Genomic DNA, 22,608 nt, shown 5'->3' with positions numbered 1-22,608 from the left:
CACGCTTAATCCCAAAACGGCAATTACAGGAGCAACTATGGAAACAGAGGCGACTATACCGAAAACAGAAGTGGCGGCAACAATTGCACCCGTAATAATTCCTGCAATCCCATAGATATTGGCTTCTTTGACATTATATTGATCGGCATCTTCAACGCCTTTATCACTTACAATATATTCATTTCCATTTGCGGTTATTCTATAACCTTCACCTTTGTCTGTGACCTTAATATCTGTCAACTCTAATGTTATTCCTTTATTTTTAATAGCAGTTTTTAATTCATCGGCCAACTCAAGCACGCCTTTAAGAAATTCCATATCTTTCAGATATTTGGACACTTCTTCTTTGTCAAGCCCTTTTTCCTCGGCTTCTTTTGAGACCAGCGCATCTATAATGCTTTTTTGGAAAAAGATTCCTATTATGGTTTTGTCATCGCTGTTTGTAAGTTGTTGAAAATTCTCTGATGCAACAGCCGTCAAGAGCGCTTTTTGAAAAGCGTTTGCTGGCATATACTGCGCCTTTCTCATCACATCTTCGGTAAAAAGTCTGTCCGCTTCTGCAGCTCCCTGTGTTACGTTTGGGGTTATTACCAAATAGCTTTGATGCGCATTTTGCAATATTCTTGACACATCATGCGTATGAAATCCGCCCGTTATGACTATATCTATCTCTTTTGCGTTTTGCAAAAGTCCTGAAACATTCGTCATTACCATGTCTTTGGAAAACGTCAAAACCTCTTCGCTTTTTTGAGGAATTTTTCCGTTTATTTCTTTTATGAAAATATTATTTCTATCTTCATTTACTTTATAAAACTCTTTAAATAAAGGAAAATATTGTGCAAGTCCCGGCACTTCAGACATTCTTGTATATTTTGTCCACAATTTTTTAAATTTCGGCAATTCCCTTTGGATATGTTTATATTCAACATAAGAAATTTTGTTGTCTAAAAATGCTTCGATTATATCTAGAAACGAACTTAAAAAAATCAATTCTTTTTCTTTTTTTGTCTGCGCTGCATTATTTTTTATTTCCCATATAAGCGATCTTTCTTCACTAACCAAATCAAGTGGATTGATTTCCTGATTCAAGTTTATAAACTGCAAAAATTTCCCGAGCTCTTTGTACTTGTTCTTATCTGCAGACTTATTATAAAAGTTGGCAAGTTTAAAATAAAAAATCCCTTGGGTTTCTGGAGAGGAAGAACCTTCGATAAGCTCTTTATATTGGCCATAAGAATAATTGTTTTTAATATCATTCATAAGACTTTCTATCTGGGAGTTGATTTTATTCTTATCGAGCTTATTCTGAACATCTGTTATCTGCGAAAGCAAAATTATTGACGGATAAAAACCAAAATACACTTTTTGACTTTTCGCTTTTTTTAACATGTAGGCAAAATATTTCCCAAACGAGATTTTTCCATCCTTGTATCTTTTTATTACCCTGTCGATTTTTTTATTCTCATTGCTATATATGGAATCAGACAGATATGCTAATATTTCCTTCAATGGTGGAAAAAGTTCTTTTATTTCTTCTTTCTTCGAATCTATGGTTATAAGCCTTTGGAAATTTTCAAGATAAGTTTTTTTATCTTCTATTCCTTTCAATATTTTCGTTTTTCCTGAAGTAATCGAAAATAGTTCCGAACCGGTTAAAATGCCTTTGCTCACAAGTGAATTTAGTATCGAACCCTTTAAAGATTCGTCTTTTATATCGGCAAGCCATGAAGTGTCAACCTGACCAGATGCTCCTTCCACATAAATATTGTTGATTTTATAATGTGCATCTAAAAACGACAATATGCTTGCTATATTGCGCTGCGTTTCTTCATGTGCGTGAAGATCCTGAATCTGTACGATAAGCCTGTTGGTATTAAAGTTTACTGAATCCGTAATTCTCCCTATGTTAAAAGGTATAACGAAATTTTCTGGATTTAAAGCGGCTGACGCATTGATATTTTGCGCACCGGCAACAACAGCGGCAGGCGACGCGGCAAAACCGTTTGACGTAAAATTTGATACGGTAAAACATAAAACCGTAAACAACGATACAAATTTTGTAAATTTCAAAGATTTGAAAAGATTTAACATAATTTTCTCCGTATTAAAATTTAATTTTATAAAAGAAAAACACCCGATTGAATTGACAATCGAGTGTCACTTATATACAAAAATAGTTTATGGCTGCAATATCAGTGTCACTCTTTCTTACCGATAACAGCAATACAGTTATTAATAATAGCATCCAGCTGCTAAAAAAAACTTTTTCTTTAAAAGAAAACTTTTCTGCACGGACAATACCGCTATAATTGCCGTTATAAGTAAAAAGTAACAATGCCTTATCCTTTACTTTTGCTATTTTATCCGAAGTAGAAGAAACAGTCAATACCGCTTCTGAAAAATCCTTTTCCATAGTATTTTCCATTTTGTCTTTGACGGGAACTGAGGTATTTTTTAACGCGTCAATATCTGCCAAATCGTTGGATATTTTGTTAACCATTTTGAGAAGCACACCTGAAAGAGATGCATAATGGCTTATAATTCCACTGTTTACGCATAATTGATACACTTGATTTGAGGATACGATTTTTGCAGCAAAAGGTATCAACACAAATGTACAGCTAATGACAGCCAATAGTTTTTTAATGTTCATATCTAATTTATACACTAAATTTTAAGAATCTGCAACAATATTAATATAAAGAAATTGAAAATTTATACTTATTTTTTAAAGAAAGATTCGACACTATGCTCTATATATTTTGCCGCTTTAGGCAAAGCGGTTTCATCAATATTAAAGTTGCTGTGGTGCCATGGGTATGAAGTCGCTTTGTTTTTTGACGTGCCTATATACATAAAATTTCCTGGGACTTCGTTTAAGTATTCGGCAAAATCTTCGCCGCCCATCGAAGGTTTGTCGATTATGACAATGTTTGTTTTTCCGTAAAACTCTTTTGCTGTTTTATGACAAAATTCTGTTATCTCTTTAGTGTTTATCAAAGGGTTTCCTACCGCCTGATATCTCAGCTTATATTTCACTCCATAAGCTAGTTCCACAACTTTAAGTTTTCGTATAATGCTTTCTTTTACAAGTTTTCTCACTTCATTGTTCAGTGTTCTGACAGTGCCTTCAATTGCTATATTTTCGCATATTATATTGTACCCATCACCGCCTGTTATTTTCCCAAAAGTTATTACCGCTGGAAAAACCGGATTGACTTCCCTTGAAATTATATGCTGGGTGGAATTAATAAACGACATAGCAGCAATAAGCGCGTCCTTGCCCAGATGCGGATATGCTCCATGCGACATTTCACCTTCAATATCTATCTTGAGCTTATCTACGGCAGCCATCATTTCGCCGTATCTTAAACCTATTTTTCCAGATTTTATCCAAGGACATACATGTACGCCCAAAATCACATCTGCATCAGGATTTTTTAACGCACCTTCTTTTATGAGATTTTGTGCGCCGTCAGCAGTTTCTTCGCTCGGCTGGAACAAAAATTTTACATTTCCGTTTAATTTATTTTTTTTGACGGACAACGATTTGGCAACCCCCAGCATTATCGCTGTATGCGCATCATGACCACAGGCGTGCATAATGTCATTGTTCTTCGACTTATACTCTATTTTATTGTCTTCCTGCACCGGTAAAGCATCAATATCCGCTCTTAAAGCAACGGTTTTGCCTGCTTTTGCTCCTTTTAAAACTCCGATTACCCCGGTTTTTGAAACGCGTTTATAAGGTATTTTCAGCGCTTTTAATTTTGATTCTATAAAATCAGCCGTCTTATATTCATTACCGCCCGTTTCTGGATATTGATGTATATGTCTTCTTATCCGTATTATCTCATTGTCTATAGTCATTTGAGTCTCCTTATAGCCAAAGGAATATTTTCGATAATGTCGCTTGCAATCACGCCACAACTGCCTTTTTCCTTTTCCGATATTTCTCCCGCCAAACCGTGTACATAAACGGCAAATTTTGAAGATTCAAATAAATCTCCGTCAATACCAACAAAAGCAGCCAGAATTCCACTTAAAACGTCTCCGCTGCCGGCTTTTGCCATTGCCGGCGTTCCACTTTTATTTACATAAATATTTTTTCCACTTGCAACTATGGTGTTATGCCCTTTCAAAATGCAGATAACATGATTTTCAAAAGCAAATCTGCCGGCAGTTAAAATTTTATCTTTTTTAGTGTTGGGAACTTTTTTACCCGCCAATTTTGAGAATTCTCCCAGATGTGGAGTTATTATAAGTTTTGCTTTTGACTCTTGAAAGCTGTCATATTTTCCACTGAAGGACGAAATTCCACCTGCATCCAAAATAACCGGAATTTTAACTGAAAAAATAATCTTTTCTATGAAATGTTTTAAACTTCTATCCGCGTTTAAGCCCGGCCCTATGACAACGGAAGAGACTTTTCTTTTTACGATAAAATCAAGAATTTCTGAAACGTTCTTATATATAAAAAACATTGTTTCCGGTTTTGACACTGAACATGCATTTTGCAGAAAATTTTCTTTTACAGCATATGTTACAAGACCCGCACCGCTACGCAATGCAGCATTGCAGCAAAGAACTCCTGCACCCGGCATACGTTTACAGCCTGCGATAATAAGCGCGTGTCCGTAATCATATTTATGGCTTTCTGCCTTTCTTATAAGTTTTAAAGTAAAATTTTTTATATCTCTTTTATTCATTGTTAAAAAGCTATCGCTACAGCTACTACATATTTGTCAGCGTGAGATAAAGAAACGTCAATTTTTTTATATCTTTTGTTTTTGATATAAACTTCAGGTTTTCCTGACTGAGCGTTCTTTATGGATATATCCGTTATGATAAGTTTTTTATGTTTGTCACCTATGGACTTCCAGATGGCTTCTTTGGCTGCAAAACGCGCGGCAAGATGCTGCGCCGGATTTTTTTTTGAAAGACAAAAAGAAATTTCGTCTTCTGAAAAAAGTTTTTCAAGCCGCTCTTTGTCTTTTACATATTTTTGAAATCTTTTAATTTCTTCTATATCGGCACCTATGTTCATATTTTCCCGTTTTCTAAATTTTTAACATTATAACAATTTTAACTCTTATTATTCCGTCAGTACTACACAGTCGTTCCAATTCGCAAGTGAAGTTAAAACCTCCTGCTTTGTCTGCATTTTTTATAAACCCCGACAAGAATTACTTTTTCCATTAGCTGTTGATAAACGATATGTTAAACTTACAATATTTAACGCGATGCTTATATCATCTATCTTTTCCGTATTTAAAGATTATACTAAAAGGCTGTTATAATATGCAAAACTGGCTGCATATACTTTTATTCCTTATATATTTCTATTACAGAATAGTCGGCAATTTTTTATTTAATCAGTTTATCCTTAAAATATTCATTCAATAATCTCATACTTTGCACTGTCAATAAGAACAATACTGTTATAATCCTTTTGATTTGTAAATCCAAAAACCCATAAAGAATAAATATTTTGTCTCTTCTCAAAAAATAAAACTTTTACTTTTTTAGAAGTATGAATTTGCCATTGGCGATACGGATAATACAATTGTCTTATAATTGTATTTTTTGTTTGAGAATTTTTTGCTTTTATTAAAATGATAGAATTTTTACCTTCATAACCGGCGTCAACTTCGGTTTGGACACTTTTAGTGACAATAGTTTGATTAAATTTACCAGCTGTAAATTTAAATTACGGGGTATATTTTCTACCGCGAATAGTCAATACAAGCGAGCGGTCTTTTAGAAATGTTCTAATTAAACTTGAAGCATAGGCAAAATCAAGATGCTGCATTTCAGAATTGCCTATTTTAGACGTTTCAAGTTCAAAATCAAGTTTTGAATTATAAGTATTTATTTTGCCTGATATATCAGGTATATCAATATAGCCTTCTCCTTGTATAATGGCATAAGAGCCATTTTTAATTGGTAATAAAAATAAGTCATTTTCAACAAATACTTCAGGACGAGATTCTCTTGTATCTTGTTTACACAATACACGCACTTCGCGTTCATTAGTAGTTTTAAAATGCGCTGTCGCAGATTTAATTTGCTCTGCCGTTATTATAAAAGGCGATTTAGAGAAATCGTGTTTTTGTATTTTATATTTGTTAAAAATTGCTTGCCAAGGTTTGTGATTCATTTTATCGTACTTTTCAAATAGTTTGTTATTACCAGCTCGCTGATTTTTCCGCGTTTATCGCCGTTGCAATTGACATATCTGTTGGCATAAACCTTTGAAATATTATATCCTTTATAAATTTTTTGAAAAAAGCCATCGTTTGGATTAGAATTAGAAAGCATTAATTTTGCTCCAAGTTCTTTATCTATCTTCTTAAAAAATAACGACAACTCTTGTTGTTGTTTATCGGCAAATTCAAATCCTGTATAAGTCGTAAAACTTGCAGTTTTCGATATAGGTTTATACGGCGGATCAAAATAAACAAACGCAGCATCGTTAATTCTTTGATAACATTCGCCATAAGATGCCTGATAAATTTCCGCTTTATTCAAACTTTGCGATGCCGCTGAGATATTTTCAGCATCACAAATTGACGCCGTCTTATATTTCCCATAGGGAACGTTAAACTTACCTTTTGAATTTAACCGAAAAAGACCGTTAAAACATGTTTTATTTAAAAAAATAAATTGAGCCGCCCGTTTTATCAATAGGTCTGTCAGCTTTTTATAGTTTATCTTTATTTCCGTTTCGTTAAGTTCTTTCCTAACGGTTAAAAATAAATTCAGTCTCTCTGCTTGATTTTTATTATCAAAATCCTTTTGATAATCCGCTAATTTATCTATAAGTTTATGCGGTTTTTGTTGTATTACAATATACGTTAAAATCAAATCTTTATTGATGTCTGAAAGGTAGGCTTTTTCAATTTTATACTTTGATATAATTTCAAAAAACACTGCCCCCCCCCGCCAAGGAAAGGTTCAATATATTTTTTTATCTTTCCGTCTTTAAGCTCTTTTGGATAAAAATTTTTTAACTGTTCCAAAAGCTGCCTTTTGCCTCCTACCCACTTTAAAAAAGGCTTAGCCACATCTTTTGAGCTTAAATATTTTTCGATTTTAGTTGAGCCATTGTCAGACCTGCTGTGTTTAATAATATAGGAGTTTGAAGTTGTAATTTTTTCCCCTGTATAATCAGCTGTGCGCAGGCTTGCTTTTTTAATAGTTAAACACTCTAAATTTTTTAACATAAAAATATCTAGAATAAAACACAAGTTAAAATGGCAAAAGTCATCAACATGCTGTGGAACGGGTTTTTCATTCCTACAGTTAACAATATGCTGATTTTACGACCTCTAACACGGCTTATATCATCTCTATCTTTTCCGTATTCAAAAAGATTATACTAAAAGGCTGTTATAATATGCAAAACGGCTGCATATACCTTTACTCCTTATATATTTTTATTGCAATACATAGTATGGGCGCTTATTTATGGAATGACAAAAGCAATTTATGAAGAGCAGCAGAAGATTAATTGTATATAATCTATTATATTATTTTGGCCAAAAAATAGTTTAGTTTGAGTTTTAATAACATTTCACACATTCCAGAAGAGTGTATTCGTGGGTTCCGATATTTTCATGGATTTTTGCAATATGGAGGCCAGCGGCGCGGATGTATTTTTCCATTTCTGTACGGCCGTACATTTTACTGCTGCCGTTTGCTATGGCCGTAAAATATAGAGAGGTGTGTGTGAGCGAAAGTTTTGCGGCTTCAAACTTTTGATTATCCCAGAAAGGTTCCAGAATATAAAGCTTTGATTTTTTGTTCATCGACTCAAAAGCTTTTTTAACTATCGAAATTATCTGCTCTTTTGAAAAGCAGTCGAGAAACTGGCTCATTAAAACTGCATCTGGATTTTTTGGAAATTTTGTTTCCTGTTTCAGAACGTCTATCGGATAAAAAACGCAGCTGCCGCTAAATCCCGCCGCTTTCAAATTTTCTTCGGCTTTCTTTAACTGCTGCGGCAAATCAAGAAGCGTCATCTGCCCTTTAAACCCTTTTGAAAATAACGCAAGTTCAAACTTGCCCGTATTGCAGCCAATGTCAAAAACCGTCTGCGGACTGTTTTCAAGAAGAATTTTGATAACATCGTCAAAAGCGTTATCAGAATAAAAATGGTCAAAAGCAAACCAACTTTTTTGAACTTGCGGCGGAAGCTGCAAAAGACCTTCGTAAACTGTAGCCCATTTCCCAAACGTTTGCAAACCTTCCGGACGACCGTTTGCAAAAGATTCCTGAAGATAAAAAGCGCCCCGATAACAAACGTCATGAACAAAATTCATATTTATCCGCGTCATCGGGTCGTATAAAAAACACTGGACAATTTTTGAAGTAAAATATTTTCCATCTTTTGCCAAAATAATGCCGGCGCTTTCCGCAGCTTCAAGCAGAGTCGTAACTGTATATTCCGACAGATTTAGCGATTTTTCTACAACGGAAGTCTCCACGCCGTCTTTGCCAGCATCGTCTAAAACTTTTAATATGCCAAGATTTATCATTGAGCGAACCGCCTGAAAAGTCAGCGGCGAAAAAGCGATTTTCTGCGCTTCGGATTTTGCGTCAACCATTTTCATAATTTTTATCCCATAATTAAAAAGTCATATCGATTTAATTATGATATTATCTATCATTTTTATTGTATTTTGGCAATTTTTAACAAATATGTTTGGCGCGGGATTATCAGGTATTTGTATTTATATTTTTGCTGCGAATTCGAAACGGAAAAAAGATGCATCTTGTGCATCTTTATAATAAAAATCGCCAGGTATAAAATATTCGACTAAAGCAGAAGCACCAAAATTATTGGAAAAACCGTACGAAATTTTGCAGCGTATAAGATTTCCTCTATTTAAGCCGTCGCCGAAGATGTTATTTGTCGAATTTTGTATGGCAGCGTTTGCATAAATGAAATCGTAACTTGTGTTGATTGAAACTTTTTTATACGGTTTAAAATTTGCTTCTATTCTTGCAAGCTGCAAATTTGTCCAATACGCTACAGCAGACTCGCTCGAATATAAAGTGGCAAGAATTTCGGAGACCCATGGATAACGTGAAAAAAGAGGATTCCACGCTTCAACGTTTTTAGTGTTGGGATCATCTCCAGAAAGATATATGTATCCAACACTTAAAGGTTTAAAAATATTTAAAAGCGGTAAATCCGCATAAACATATCCGCCAAAAGCACGACCGGTTTCATCATCATAATTGCCGAGCTGTGCCGCCGCCTGCGCCCGAAAAGCGATTGAAGTTAAATCATACCTTAGATAAGAGCCGATAGTGTTAATCGATACATCTTTATTTAAATACAATATATTGTTGTCAGTTTTTTCATTTTTCCATATATAGTAAGGTTCTATGTACAATCTGTTTGTTATCTGAGATCTTGCATAAAGAACAAGCGCCGATTCCTGCGAATCATTAAGTTTTCTGTCTAGAGAATTTATAACTGGCAGTTCATCAAATTCCGAATTATAAATTGTCATAAACTCTATACTTGACTGAGGCATAGTATATCTGAGTCTTGCAGCATTAAAATAAAACGTTCTTGAGCCGTCCAAAGGGGTTCCGTCAGCAAACAAAAAGCCTTCACCATACTCATTTGCCGCCAAATCTATTCTTCCTACTTTTACGTCAAAAGTCCCCAACAGTTTTGGAAAATTTATAAAAAGGCTGTCAATAATAACTTCATTTATATCATAGCGAGTATCACCGTCAGCATTATATATGTATGAACGGCTTTCCGTGGTGGCTTTTCCATAAACCGAAAAAATGCTAAAAAAATCTGCCAAAACGCCTCCTGAAAATTTAAACCTAAAATAATCGCGTTCATCGTTTGATATGCCTAAAGAGGAATTATTGTTAAGAAATTCATAACGTATGCGTGCAAGTCCATCAAAATTAAAACTTATTTTCTCGAACGCATCTTGAGAAAATACCGATTGTTTCACAATTAAAACTGCTATAATCACAAATAAAATTTTTTTCATTTCCGCCTCTTTTATTTTGGAAGATTATCCCCATATCAAGAGCGGGACATACTCCGAGAACCGCCTTTTCTAGCTGCTATTAATTAAGATTACGCAATTAAAGTGTGCAGCGACAAATAAGGCAAATATTTATATAAGTTTTAAACTTCTGCTTTTTCCTTTTTCAAACTTCCTTGCAACTAATGCAAAAAAATATTCTCTCCCTTGCTCATTTCTTAAACTTGTTTCAGCATCTGTTTTTGTCATCCTAATTTGCCGTTCTCAAAGTTATCCAATCGGTAATTTCTGATAAAACTTCAGGAGAAAAAGTTTGTTCTATTTGTGAATATTCTTCAGGAAGACCACTTTTGCATTCTTGAAACAAATGATTCAAATTTGGAAATATTTTTAACGTAACATCTTTATTATCGCCTGCTTTCAGAGCTTTTTTCACAGCTTTTAAATTTTCTTTGGCCGATACCTGCAAATCTTTGCCGCCCCATACGGCAAATACTGGACATTTAACTCTTTTAAGGCTGTCTGTGGGGTTATACTTTAAAAAATATATCATCGATGGAGTCGTGTATATATTTGTATAGGTACGCATAAAATCGGCTTTTCCAATTCCTCTAGGTATAACTGAAGGGCTGAAACCGTCAAAAGTTTTTCCCAGATAGTTAAACAGCAAACTTCTCAGCTGCCCTATGTCCGGCGCAGTAGAAACGATTTCAGTGGCTTTTTTATTTATCTGCAAATCTCTTTTAAAATATTTTTTTTCGATTTTTGATGCTTTGCCAATAAGTTCATACTGTTTCACAATTATATCTTTTCCCGGAAGCCCGCAGGCCGACAGAAAAACCATAAAAGCAACATCCTCATTTTGTGCGGCTATTATTGAAGCTGACGCAGCTCCTTCGCTGTGAGCAATAAAACCTATATTTTTTTTATTGATTTCTTTTCTGTTTTTAAGATATGCTAAGGCAGATTCTGCTGCTGCGGCAAAATCTGCAATCGTCGCAGAAGCGAAATGTCCAGAAGAATAAGCGGTTCCTATGTCGTCATATCGTAAAACAGCAATACCGTTATTTGTAAGGTAGTCCGCAATAACAAGAAACGGTTTATGCCCGAAAATTTCTCCGTCCCTGTTTTGTGGACCGTTGCCGCTTATCAATATTACTGCGGGAAAAGAGCCTTTGGCATGCGGTAAAGTTAAAGTTCCATCAATTTTTATGCCGGACTTCTTGTCTTCAAAAACGATTTTTTCTTCAATGTAAGGGTAAGGTTTTGCCGGTTCTTGAGGTCTTCCGATTTGAGTTTTTGAAAAAGTCACATTAAAATCTTGTCCATGCTGACGAAAAATGCCCTTTATGTTCCCATTTTTCTCTAGTGTGCCTTTGTATTCAATCACAAGATCAGTAATCGTAAAATTTACAGCCTGATTGTCAAAAGAAAAAGTGCTTACCGCAATGTTATAAGTATTTTGCAAAAGGCTGTCGAGCGAGGCATGATAAACATTTTCATTCTTTTTTATGTTAAGCGCTATTTTTAAATATACGCCGTGTTCTTTAAGCTGACCGTACCATTTCCCGGAAATGTCAGGCAAGTCTGCGGCAAAAACATTTAAAACTAAAAAGCAGGCTGATATTAATATAAATATTATTGCTTTCATATCTTTGTATCCGTAGTTGATTTTTTAATGCGATTTTAGATATAATACCAAAGTATTTTTAAATATTCAAAAGGGAACAGCGGGACACAGTGTTTTGTAAATAGAAGCCGCATTTCATGGACAAAAAAGCTGAACCTTTACAAATAAAAGGATTATTACAAAATGAAAAGAACGTTTCAGCCCAACAAAGACAGAAGAAAAAAGAAAATTGGATTTATGGCAAGAATGGCTGCTCCAGGCGGACGAAGGGTGATTTCTGCGCGCAGAAGAAAAGGCCGCAAAACTATAAGTGCATAATTAAAATGCAGCCGAAAAGCCAGTCCTTTTCATACCGCGAAAGATTGCATCTTCAAAAAGATTTCAATACGGTATTTAAAAAAGGATTGAAAATTGATAGTAAAGCCGTAAAAATTTTGGCTTATATAAATAAAGAGCAGCACATCAGACGGCTTGGACTGGTTACCCCGCACAAAGTTGGGAAAGCTGTTATAAGAAATAGAACAAAAAGAAGGCTGAGAGAAATTTTCAGGACAAATAAACATTCGTTACATCCGGGGTTAGACTTAATTTTTATCTCTAAACCGGAAACTGCATCGCTGAATTACGGAAGTTTAAAAAAGATTATACTTAATTCGCTTGAAAGCGCAGGGCTTTACAAAGCTTGAGGCAAGAATGAAGCGTTTAGCGCTTTTTTTAATTAAATATTATAAAGTTTTATCTTCAGTATTCCCTGCAAGATGCCGTTTCCAGCCGAGTTGTTCGACTTATGCTTATCAAGCAATAGAAATTTACGGTTTTTTAAAAGGATCTTTTCTGGCTTTTAAAAGAATCATACGCTGCCAACCTTTTTGTAAAGGCGGCATAGATCCAGTTCCACTACCGAAAAATCAAAAGGGTGAAAAACCCATAGGAAAACTAAATGAATAAAAACACGATTTTGTTTGTAGTTTGCTCATCTTTAACTATTTTTATATGGTATTTTTTTATTGCTCCTCAGCAGCCTCAGCAACAAACTCAGCGGCAAATCGAAGAAAAACAAAGTGTTCAGGAAGCAGATTCGCCGTCAGAACCGCTTTCTTTAAACTCTGCTAATACAAAACTTCTTAAAGAAAATATAAAAATTGAAGAAGAAGAAATTGAAGTCAAAACAGAAAAATATAAAGCCATATTTTCAAACAAAGGTGCATCAATATTGAATTGGTTTATAAAAGAAAAGAATGGCGAATGGGTAGATTTGGTTCTTCCGCAGACTGCCCCGGCTATGGCAAATTTTCCAGGCTCAAATTATAAAATCGTTTCAAAATCCAATGAGAAAATAGTTTTCGAATATACCTCTCACGAAGGCTGGAAAATAACAAAAACTTTCTCACTTTCACCAGATTCTTACATGCATAATCTCAATATAATAATTGAAAAAGTCAACGAAAGCGCTTCTATGCCACGCATAGAACTCGAATGGGGTCCAGGACTTGGCACCGACATGAAAGAGATGAAAGAAAATACGGCGACTACAAGGGTAATAGCTTATACTGCGGGAAAACCCGGTAAACTGAAAAAACTTAAAAAAGACTCAGAAGCCGCTTCTTTGTTCAGATGGGCAGCATTAGATAATAGATATTTTCTTGCTGCATTCATACCTGAAAAATCAATAGATTTCGACCAAATAACACCTTCAAGAACAGACAAAAAACACCCCTATTCTATGACTATTACAGCGTTTATGCCCAAAGATGACGAAAAGAAAGAATATTCCATCAATTTTTATTTAGGCCCGAAAGGATACACTTATTTAAAAACTTATGATTTAGCTCTTGAAAAAACCGTTGATTTCGGTTTTTTTGGCTTTTTGGGTAAAATAGCTTTTTCCGTTTTAACTTTTTTTCGCGCTCTTACTGGCAACTACGGCTGGTCCATCATAATTTTAACCGTTATTCTTCAAATTATCATGATGCCTTTGACATTAAAAAGTTTAAAGTCGGCCGCAGCAATGAAACGCATACAGCCAAAGATAAAAGAAATTCAAGAAAAATATAAAGGAAATCCTCAAAGACTTAATGCGGAAATGTTAAATGTTTACAAGAGTCAAAAAGTCAACCCTTTGGGTGGTTGTCTGCCGATGCTTTTTCAGCTTCCGATTTTCTGGGCGTTTTTTACCATGCTTAGAAACGCTTATGAACTCAGAAATGAAGGCTGGATTTTATGGGTAAAAGATTTGTCCGCAGCCGACCAGTTTATGCATCTGGGCTCTTTCAATTTAAATCTGTTGCCATTAATAATGGGTATCGGAATGTTTTTGCAGCAGAAAATGACCGCGGCTACTTCAGATCCTACACAGAAAAAAATAATGTATATAATGCCGATAGTGTTCACGTTTATGTTCTGGACTTTTCCATCTGGGCTTGTTCTTTACTGGCTGACAAACAGCGTGATTTCAATGATAGAACAATATTTTATAATAAAAAAAGATGCAGTAAAGGTAAAACACGCGTAAAATCGCTTTAAATGAGCGTTTGTACGACAAGTTTGGGGTTGAGTGTGGGGGAATAAAAAAGTAAAGAGGGAACCATATGCCTGAAATCGAAATGAAAGGTAAAAACGTAGAAGAAGCAATACAAAAAGGACTGGAAAAACTTAACTGTACACGCAATCAGGCCGAAATAAAAGTTATTGACGAAGGCACATCCGGGCTGTTCGGTTTAATGGGAGCAAAACCTGCAAGGATTCTTATTACAACTAAAAGCGCAGACTGCAAAAAAGAAGAAATTTCTGTTGAAGTGGACGCTAAAAAAGCCTGTCAAACGGTTGAAAAAATTTTATCGGAAATTATCAATAAAATGGGTATGTGCTTAAAAAGTGTAAAAACTGAATTTAATACAGACAGCTTAGATGCCGAAATAGAAACAGAGGAAAGCGGTTATGTTATAGGCAAAAACGGCCAGACTCTGGACTCAATTGAATATTTAACGCAGATAATTGCCAATAATATTTTAAATTCAAAAATAAAAGTTAATCTTGATTGTGAAAAATACAGGCAGAAACAAAATGAGAAATTAAAAGTTTTAGCGGATAAAGCCGTAGAATACGTAAGCCGTACCGGAAAAATTTACCGTTTCGAACCGATGAGCGCCAAAGAAAGAAAAATAATACACACATATCTGAAGAACAATTCTAATATAGAAACTTTTTCAGAAGGCGAAGGCGTTCTGCGCAAAGTAGGCATAAAAACTTTCCAAAAAAATAGTGCGATTGATGCCAGAAGCTGATAAACTGTCTATACTGACACTTTACAGGCTGCACTTCATACGTCCTTCCGAAATCATTCTCTTGGTCAATACTCTGCTTTTAACGGCATTGAATCCTTCAAAATTATATCAACGAGTTCCGCTTTCATATAAACAACAGCGCTAATGCTTTTAATTCACTTGTCTCTAACTGCATTTTTGCTTAAATCAAATCTGCATATGGCAATGACTTTATATAATCTTCCATATACTTCCAATCAGTTTCCCTTTTTTTATCTACAGGAAGTTTAATTTTAGCAGTTGACAAATTTTTCTTGTATTTTCTTCCATACGAATATTTCGGACGTTCCATATCTAAAGCTGCTGTTAAAAATAAACCATTATACTGGTTCAAATTATCATTATATCCTACAGATAAAGTTGTAGAACCTATAAAGTCTTTGTCCATATAATTATGATACCCAACAGAGCCTTGCCCATCACAAATAAATTTATATCGCACAGCTTTTTTGTTTAAAAACCACTTTTTTTGATTATTTTTTTGACTTGCCGTGCGGAATGCAGGAAAGCCTGTAATTCTTCTTCGTTAAAATCCACTTCAAGTGTCTGCCTTATGCCCGTTCTGTGAACAACGGCAGGAACACTTAAATATATATCGCTTATGCCGTGATAGTTTTCAAGAAGCGAAGAAACAGGCAGAACAGTATTTTCGTCTTTCAGCACGGCTTTTGATATCTTTGTAAGTGCCAGACCTATTCCGTAAGATGTTTCCCCTTTCTTTTCGATAATCTCATAAGCCGAATCTCTTACATCGGTAAATATTTTTTCTAATTTGTTTTTTTGATTTTCTCTGCACTGATTTTTACAGACATCACAATAATGGCTGAACAATATGCCACCTATCATCGCTTTGCTCCACATCGGAAATTCCGTATCTCCATGCTCACCTAGAATCGAAGCATGTATGCTTCTCGAATCCACATTGCAGTGTTTGCCTATAAGATATCGAAACCGTGCTGAATCAAGAACCGTACCGGAACCTATAACTTCGTTAGATGATTTTCCGGAAATTTTATATGTGATATAAGATAAAATGTCCACAGGATTTGATGCAACAAGAATTATCGCTTTTGGCGAATATTTGACTAACTGCGGAACTATGCTTTTTAATATTTCGGCATTTCCCTTAACCAGATCTATTCTTGTCTCACCAGGCTTTTGTCCTCTGCCCGCGGTTATAACAACCAAATTTGAATCCGTTGTATCGGAATAATCGCCTGCATAAACATTTACCGGAGACACGTATGGTGCGCCATGCGACAAGTCCATGGCTTCACCTTCTGCTTTTTTCTTGTTATAATCGACTAAAACAAGTTCTCTGGCAATTCCTTTTATTATCATCGAATAAGCATAACGCATGCCAACGTTCCCACAGCCGATTATTGAGACTTTTGGAGATAATCGTTTCATTTACCCCTCCATAAACAACTTAACGGACATTATATATATTGTATAAAAAATATTTTAAAATCCGATAATTACTAAAGAAGTAAGCAAGCCGCATACCTGCTTTTCCATAGAAAAAGGACGGTATTTGTATTTACCGCCCTCTTTTTATATACGACAAGTTTATGTAAATTTGTTAAATTACGCCGTTGGACTGCATTACTCTTGCAACTTTTATAAATCCCGCAATATTGGCACCGTTTACCAAATTGCCTGGAGTTCCATACTCTTCAGCGGCCGCTTTTGCGTTATTATGAATATCTATCATGATACTGTAAAGTTTCTTGTCAACTTCTTCAAAGCTCCACGCAAGTCTTTGTGAATTCTGTGCCATTTCCAAGCCTGACACAGCTACTCCGCCGGCATTTGCAGCTTTTCCGGGACCGAAAGCGACTTTAGCTTCAAGGAAAACTTTTACTGCTTGTGGGGTTGAAGGCATGTTTGCGCCTTCGGCTGCAGCGATAACTCCATTTTTAACCAATGTTTTTGCGTCATTTCCATCAAGCTCATTTTGAGTAGCGCACGGAAGAGCGACATCGCAGGGAATAGTCCAAATTCCTTTGCCTTCCGTATATTTAGCAGTTTTGACTTCCTTTATATATTCGCAGATTCTTTCTCTTTTGACTTCTTTAAGTCTCTTAACTATGTCAAGTTTTATTCCGTTTGCATCATATATGTATCCGTTAGAATCCGAAAGAGCTACGACTTTCCCTCCGAGCTGCTGAACTTTTTCGGCGGCATATATGGCAACGTTTCCCGAGCCTGAAATTACTACAGTTCTACCTTCAAAATTTGTCTTTTTATCTTTAAGCATTTCTTCGCAGAAATATACACAGCCGTATCCGGTCGCTTCGGTTCTCACAAGGCTTCCGCCATAATCAAGTCCTTTGCCCGTCAATACGCCATGCCATACATTTCTGATTCTTCTGTACTGGCCAAATAAATAACCAATTTCTCTTCCGCCAACTCCGATATCTCCTGCCGGAACATCGGTGTCCGCATCGATATGCCTTTGGAGTTCTGTCATAAAACTCTGACAGAAACGCATAACTTCGTTGTCAGACTTGCCTTTAGGATCAAAATCAGCGCCGCCTTTTCCTCCGCCCATCATAAGTCCAGTAAGAGAATTTTTGAAGATTTGTTCAAAACCGAGGAACTTAATGATGCCGGTGTTTACTGAAGGGTGAAATCTGAGTCCACCTTTGTAAGGTCCGAGAGCCGAATTATATTCGATTCTCATGCCTCTGTTAATCTGTACCTTGCCTTTATCGTCTACCCAAGGTACTCTGAAAATAATTTGTCTTTCCGGCTCGACTATTCTTTCCAGAATTCCCGCTTCCTGCAAATCTTTGTTTTTTTCAATAACAGGAACCAAAGATTCTAAAACTTCTGTTACCGCCTGATGAAACTCGGCTTCCGCCGGATACCTTCTTTTAACGGTTTCCAGCACGGCATTTACATACGCATTACTCATTAGTTTTCTCCTTGCACAGAAAAGTAACCGCCCATTTTAGGGCGGTTTAAAAAAACACTAATTTTGTGTAGCGATTTTTACAATTTTATTAAAAATATTGCCGGTTTGTCAATAAAAAATCCAGCCTAAAAGACAAAAATAGTACCTTGTCATAACTGCCAAAATTCCAAAAATTATTTTTTCAGAGTTTAAAAGCATCTTTTGCGGTTGCTGACTTTTCAGCTTTGCGTTTTACCGTATTGCCTATGCTGCTTTTATATCGGATTGACGGTTATTCCGCGTTTTCTGCCTTCTACCGGGCATTTGTTTTCACAGACTCCGCAGCCTATACATAAATCCGCATCGACAATAGGAACGTCTGTTTCTTTCCCGTTTATAATTTCTTTTACGAATTTTATGGCTTTTTCCGCAACAGGACAATGTTCTTCACATACAAGGCACTCTATTCCGTCTTTCCATGGCACGCAGACATTTTTTACTATATCCGCTTTACCGAGCTTTTGTTTCAGCTTTTCTTCCGGAGTGAGCGCTTTTATAGCCTGCGTTGGACATACCTGTCCACAGGCATTACAATTATATTCGCAGTAGCCTGTTATATTATCAATTTTCGGAGTCCAAATTCCATCAAATCCGCTTTCAAACATTACAGGCTGTAATCCGTTTGTTATGCACGCTTTCATGCAGTTTCCGCAACGAACACATGCTGCCTTGAATTCTTTTTCTTTCATCGCTCCTGGCGGACGAATAACAGAGTTTTTTGAAAAGTGCGAAGCAGCATAAGCTTTTCTTACTAAAACATATATCGCGGCAACGGCGCCGCTGATCCATAAAAAAAACTGTTTTCTGGAAATGCCTTTGTTTTGCCGCTGACAAAGTCCAGAATTTTGGACAATCTCTTTTTGACAGGGTTTTTTGTTTTCAATAGGCTTATAACATTTTAATATTGTGCAGTCCATGCACATTACGCATTCGCTTGATATATACGATCCGTCATGCTTTATGGCGTTTGAACGACATATTTGTTCGCATCTGCCGCAATCTGAACTACAGGCTTTTTTTCTTAAAGCAAATTTTGGATTTACTGATAAAATTCCCAAAGAGGCGCCCAAAGGACAAATATATCTACACCAAAAACGTCTACGAAATGCTGCCGCCAGCAGAGGAATCATAAAAAGAACAAAAAATGCAAACGAATATTTAAACGATATGCTTCTTGCAGAAAAAATGTTATTGCTTATTGCATAATATATATTTTCGCCGAAATCATGATTCATTATTATGTATTGAAAAAATTTATCTGTAACGGCATTAAAAAAAGGAAAAAGGCTGAGATGAAAAAATCTTGAAAAAACCGTTATAGGCTCAAAAATCCATACAAACTGATAACCCAAAACAGCAAGAACAGCAAATACTGCAAGTGCGTAATACTTTATCATAAGCTTTTTGTCCGGTTTGGACTCTTTATATTTTCTTAACGGTTTTAAAAGAAAAACAAAAAAATCCATAACCGCGCCGAACGGACAAATCCAGCCGCAAAAAACTCTTCCAAAAAGAAATGCAATAATAATAAAAATCAAAAGAACAGCCATGCCTTTTGTCAGGTAAACTGCAGAAATTTCGGAAAAAATAAGAAGGGAGGGCGAAGTTAAAAAAAATTCTTTTGTATCGATAAATTTAATCGGAAAAGTCAAAACCGTAAATGCCGCTGCAACAAGCAAAAAGAAAAATATCTGCGATATTACGCGCGTGGCTTTTAATTTTTTCATGACTATATTTTTTCTATTTTAATCTTTGTATTTGCTGAAGAATAAAATTTTCCTAAACCGTATTCCTGAGAACGTTTTATATGTGCAATGGTTGAACCTTTGATGTTAAAAAAAGTTTCCGAAACATAACTGTCGGCCAAAACTGGGTCTGAAGAAGCGATAATCGTATTTTTCATCGCAACATCTTTAAGATTTCCACCGCGTGGACCATTTGCGGTAAGTATTCTGTAAGCGTCTATAATATTTAAATCTGGTTTTACGAAATCGTAAACTTCGGGAAGTTTTTTGTCCATTTCCCAGTGCATCTGGCCTCTGTTGCCACCGCATATGCCCATGAGATTTTTTATCGATAAAGTCAGCGTTCCGTGACCGTGTGTTTTTGCTATAGGCACGTTAATAAAAGCGTTGCATTCTATCGCATCCCTAAAAAGCGGCCAACCCTGCATAAGAGCGTCCACTCTCATAAATCTTGCCGGCATATACTTCCAATCATCCATATAAAACACGGTGGCGCCAGCAGCTTTTGCCGCTTCCATAATACCGGAATTCTGATAACAAAGTTTTTTTTCATTACACGTATTGTCAAAAACTTTCACCGTTTTTGCGCCGCTTTCAAAACACATTTTGACTACAGCGGCAACAACAGCTGGATTTGTGTTTGCGGCATATTCCGGCGTTCTGTTCCAGCCCATGTTTGGTTTTACGACAACTGTATCCCCATTTTTTACGAATTTGCCCATTCCGCCGAGCAAATCTACGCTTTGTCGGGTTATTTTTTCTATGTCGCCGCCCGTAACCGCAGTAAGTTCATAATCCATAATGGGAGTTTCTCTTTTTTTTCTGGGATCAATGGTTTTGCCATTTTGGGCAAAAACTTTTTTTGCCGTGTTTGACGAAAACGCCAAAAATGCGCCGCCGGCAACCAAAGTTTTAAGAAATGTTTTTCTTGTAAGTTCAGTCGACAGTATTTTTTTCGCTTTTGAAACGGCTTTTTCAATCTTTTTGTTCATAAACTTCTCCTCCCGGAACAATCCTTTTTTTATAGACCGTTTTTGAAAGAATGACTCCAAATTCGTACAAAATTATCATCGGGCAAATAAACAAAGCCATACTGAAAACGTCAGTGGTCGGCGTAATTACTGCAGCTATTATGCACAAAACAAAATATGCTTCTTTTCTTTTTCCCGCCAAAAGTTTTGGAGTAATCAAATCGAGTTTTGTAAGAATATAAACCATAAGAGGAATCTGAAATATCGTTCCGCCACAAAAAATCAAAGCAGCTACAAAAGAAACATATGAAGTTAAAGTTATCTGGTTCGGCGTTCCCGTAAGATTTTGCGACAACCCCATAAGAAAACCGATAGCTTTAGGTAAAATCACAAAATATGTAAACAACATCCCAGATACAAATAAAACAAACGCCGAAAACATCCATTTTATTGCGGATATATTTTGCTCTTTTAAAGCAGCAGGCTTTATAAAAGCGAACAGTTCATACCAAATCGGCAGAGCCGCCGCGGCTAATCCAGAAAAAAAAGCGATTTTGATATAAATAGCTATGGATTGCGCCGGTTTGAGTATTAAAAAATTTTCTATTATATTTTGTGAAGGAAGTTTTATAATATAAAGAATCTTTTCAGTAAAAAACAGCGAAACAGCGGAAGCAGCGGCAATATATATTACACAGCGGATTATGCGCCATCTTAGCTCTTCAAGATGGTCGGTTACACTCATTCTCATTTTTGTGGTTTTATTTCATCTTTTTTATCTTCAATTTTATTTGTTTCACTTTTTTCATCGTTTTCGGCTTTATTATTGGCATCCATTCCTTTTTTAAATTCCTGAATGGAACTTCCAAGCGATTTTGCTATTCCAGGCAGCCTTTTTGCCCCGAATAAAAGCAATGCCAAAATAAGAATCACCAATACTTCCTGCCATCCTATCCCGAACATTTGAGCCTCCGTTACGGCTGTTATTTTATTATTGATTGCTTCTTCATTTTTATGGCAATACTGACGATGAACCGACAAAATCCGATGCAGTTACTAAACTACACAAACTTAGAAGTTTGACAACCCCGTATTAAGACATTACGCGACGGGATTTGAGAACCGACTTTTCGAGTTCATGTAAAGATGGTGCGACTTACACACACAATGATAAACAAGGAAATTGTCATCGCTAAATTTCCAATCTTCTCACCACTCTGCCCTATATTTTTAAAAGGAATTCTGTTATTCTCATCATGCCATCTGTAATGATAAGTATTCCTACGGCAACTAAAAGAATCCCAGAGATAATTTCAATAATTTTGTAATAATTTTTTATAAAGTTAAAAAATTTTAAAAAGCGGTTAATAAAAAGCGAAGTAAGCATAAAAGGAACGGCAAGTCCGAGCGAATAGACCGACAAAAGCCAAAAACCGCTTTTAGCGTTCTCTTGAGTTGAAGCCAAAATCAATATTGAAGCAAGCACAGGTCCAACACAAGGAGTCCAGCCTAAAACAAAAGCAGAACCCACAAAAAATGTGCCTATCCATGTTACGCTAGATTTAATTTTTCCGAAAACGGAAACCTGCCTGTATAAAAATTTTATCCTGACAAGGCTGGTCATATGGACGCCCAGAATTATTACTACAGCACCGCCGCCATAACGCAGCCAATCCCTGTATTCAATCAGCAGCCCGCCCAACCAGCTCGCCGACATACCGAAAATTATAAAAACCGTGCTAAACCCTAAAATAAAAATTAAAGATTTTAAAAACGTGCTGCCGAGAGAAGTCTTATATCCACGTAAATCTTCTATGGACGTACCAGTTATGAATGAGACAAAAGCGGGAATCAAGGGTAAAATACAAGGACTGACAAAAGTTAATATGCCCGCCGCAAAACTTGTCAAAACAGGAAACTTCCCAAGTCCTTCCATATTTTTCCACCAAAATTTT

Annotated in this window: 22 protein-coding genes and 1 pseudogene; 5 read left to right on the top strand and 18 right to left on the bottom strand. The window is 35.9% G+C overall.

Translation table 11 applies throughout. The features are described 5' to 3' along the window. The 10 genes and pseudogenes from LBD46_04540 to LBD46_04495 all read right to left on the bottom strand — a co-directional run. The coding region (locus LBD46_04540) for a hypothetical protein (GenBank protein ID MDR2426429.1) at positions 1–2,091 on the bottom strand (2,091 nt) is incomplete at its 3' end. 70 nt (positions 2,092–2,161) lie between these two features. Beyond that, entirely contained in the window at positions 2,162–2,653 is a 492-nt protein-coding gene (locus LBD46_04535; GenBank protein MDR2426428.1) for a hypothetical protein, read from the bottom strand. Between the two features lie 68 nt (positions 2,654–2,721). Further along, positions 2,722–3,870 carry an amidohydrolase gene (locus LBD46_04530; protein ID MDR2426427.1) on the bottom strand — a complete coding sequence of 383 codons (1,149 nt, stop codon included), beginning with the start codon at positions 3,868–3,870 and terminating at the stop codon, positions 2,722–2,724. Then, positions 3,867–4,709 (bottom strand): NAD(P)H-hydrate dehydratase, encoded by an 843-nt coding sequence (locus LBD46_04525; protein MDR2426426.1) that lies wholly within the window; start codon positions 4,707–4,709, stop codon positions 3,867–3,869. The genes LBD46_04530 and LBD46_04525 overlap by 4 nt, the downstream gene beginning before the upstream one ends. A 2-nt stretch (positions 4,710–4,711) precedes the next feature. Further along, entirely contained in the window at positions 4,712–5,047 is a 336-nt protein-coding gene (gene acpS, locus LBD46_04520; GenBank protein MDR2426425.1) for a holo-ACP synthase, read from the bottom strand. A 663-nt stretch (positions 5,048–5,710) separates the two neighbouring features. Then, complete coding sequence (locus LBD46_04515; GenBank protein ID MDR2426424.1) at positions 5,711–6,160, bottom strand: hypothetical protein; 450 nt, start codon at positions 6,158–6,160, stop codon at positions 5,711–5,713. After that, positions 6,157–7,226 (bottom strand): annotated as a pseudogene (locus tag LBD46_04510) (Dam family site-specific DNA-(adenine-N6)-methyltransferase). The gene LBD46_04515 and the pseudogene LBD46_04510 overlap by 4 nt, the downstream one beginning before the upstream one ends. Positions 7,227–7,565: 339 nt before the next feature. Next, positions 7,566–8,615, bottom strand: a complete 1,050-nt coding sequence (locus tag LBD46_04505; GenBank protein ID MDR2426423.1) for a methyltransferase domain-containing protein — start codon at positions 8,613–8,615, stop codon at positions 7,566–7,568. Positions 8,616–8,735: 120 nt separating this feature from the next. Beyond that, positions 8,736–10,028: an alginate export family protein gene (locus LBD46_04500; protein MDR2426422.1), complete on the bottom strand. Its 1,293-nt coding sequence runs from the start codon at positions 10,026–10,028 to the stop codon at positions 8,736–8,738. 247 nt (positions 10,029–10,275) lie between these two features. Then, positions 10,276–11,676 (bottom strand): alpha/beta hydrolase, encoded by a 1,401-nt coding sequence (locus tag LBD46_04495; GenBank protein ID MDR2426421.1) that lies wholly within the window; start codon positions 11,674–11,676, stop codon positions 10,276–10,278. A 162-nt stretch (positions 11,677–11,838) separates the two neighbouring features. On the opposite strand from LBD46_04495, the gene rpmH reads away from it, so the two are divergent. The 5 genes from rpmH (at position 11,839) to LBD46_04470 (ending at position 14,939) form a co-directional block, all read left to right on the top strand. Further along, positions 11,839–11,973, top strand: coding sequence for a 50S ribosomal protein L34 (gene rpmH / locus LBD46_04490; GenBank protein MDR2426420.1), 135 nt, complete (start codon positions 11,839–11,841; stop codon positions 11,971–11,973). Between the two features lie 5 nt (positions 11,974–11,978). Then, a complete protein-coding gene (gene rnpA, locus LBD46_04485) occupies positions 11,979–12,341 on the top strand; it encodes a ribonuclease P protein component (GenBank protein MDR2426419.1) in 363 nt (120 codons plus the stop codon). A gap of 7 nt (positions 12,342–12,348) precedes the next feature. Continuing rightward, positions 12,349–12,603, top strand: a complete 255-nt coding sequence (gene yidD, locus LBD46_04480; GenBank protein MDR2426418.1) for a membrane protein insertion efficiency factor YidD — start codon at positions 12,349–12,351, stop codon at positions 12,601–12,603. Next, positions 12,596–14,167: a membrane protein insertase YidC gene (gene yidC, locus LBD46_04475; protein ID MDR2426417.1), complete on the top strand. Its 1,572-nt coding sequence runs from the start codon at positions 12,596–12,598 to the stop codon at positions 14,165–14,167. Before yidD ends, yidC begins: the two co-directional genes overlap by 8 nt. Positions 14,168–14,243: 76 nt before the next feature. After that, positions 14,244–14,939, top strand: a complete 696-nt coding sequence (locus tag LBD46_04470; protein ID MDR2426416.1) for a protein jag — start codon at positions 14,244–14,246, stop codon at positions 14,937–14,939. A 181-nt stretch (positions 14,940–15,120) separates the two neighbouring features. On the opposite strand, the gene LBD46_04465 is transcribed toward LBD46_04470, so the two are convergent. The 8 genes from LBD46_04465 to LBD46_04430 form a co-directional block, all read right to left on the bottom strand. Further along, positions 15,121–15,495, bottom strand: a complete 375-nt coding sequence (locus LBD46_04465; protein MDR2426415.1) for a restriction endonuclease subunit S — start codon at positions 15,493–15,495, stop codon at positions 15,121–15,123. After that, entirely contained in the window at positions 15,432–16,388 is a 957-nt protein-coding gene (locus tag LBD46_04460; protein MDR2426414.1) for an L-lactate dehydrogenase, read from the bottom strand. Before LBD46_04460 ends, LBD46_04465 begins: the two co-directional genes overlap by 64 nt. A gap of 172 nt (positions 16,389–16,560) precedes the next feature. After that, positions 16,561–17,898: an NADP-specific glutamate dehydrogenase gene (gdhA, locus tag LBD46_04455; GenBank protein ID MDR2426413.1), complete on the bottom strand. Its 1,338-nt coding sequence runs from the start codon at positions 17,896–17,898 to the stop codon at positions 16,561–16,563. Between the two features lie 254 nt (positions 17,899–18,152). Beyond that, positions 18,153–19,664 (bottom strand): 4Fe-4S binding protein, encoded by a 1,512-nt coding sequence (locus tag LBD46_04450; protein ID MDR2426412.1) that lies wholly within the window; start codon positions 19,662–19,664, stop codon positions 18,153–18,155. A 2-nt stretch (positions 19,665–19,666) separates the two neighbouring features. Continuing rightward, positions 19,667–20,674 carry a DUF362 domain-containing protein gene (locus LBD46_04445; GenBank protein ID MDR2426411.1) on the bottom strand — a complete coding sequence of 336 codons (1,008 nt, stop codon included), beginning with the start codon at positions 20,672–20,674 and terminating at the stop codon, positions 19,667–19,669. Further along, positions 20,658–21,398 (bottom strand): twin-arginine translocase subunit TatC, encoded by a 741-nt coding sequence (gene tatC / locus LBD46_04440; protein MDR2426410.1) that lies wholly within the window; start codon positions 21,396–21,398, stop codon positions 20,658–20,660. Before tatC ends, LBD46_04445 begins: the two co-directional genes overlap by 17 nt. Positions 21,399–21,400: 2 nt before the next feature. Further along, a complete protein-coding gene (locus LBD46_04435) occupies positions 21,401–21,616 on the bottom strand; it encodes a twin-arginine translocase TatA/TatE family subunit (protein MDR2426409.1) in 216 nt (71 codons plus the stop codon). Positions 21,617–21,875: 259 nt separating this feature from the next. Further along, positions 21,876–22,589 (bottom strand): cytochrome c biogenesis protein CcdA, encoded by a 714-nt coding sequence (locus tag LBD46_04430; protein MDR2426408.1) that lies wholly within the window; start codon positions 22,587–22,589, stop codon positions 21,876–21,878. Between the last annotated feature and the right edge of the window lie 19 nt (positions 22,590–22,608).

The organism is Candidatus Endomicrobium procryptotermitis, assembly GCA_031279415.1.
Lineage (GTDB): Bacteria > Elusimicrobiota > Endomicrobiia > Endomicrobiales > Endomicrobiaceae > Endomicrobium_B > Endomicrobium_B procryptotermitis.
The sequence above is the reverse complement of the archived record's forward strand: the minus strand, read 5'-3'. Positions and strand labels throughout refer to the sequence as shown.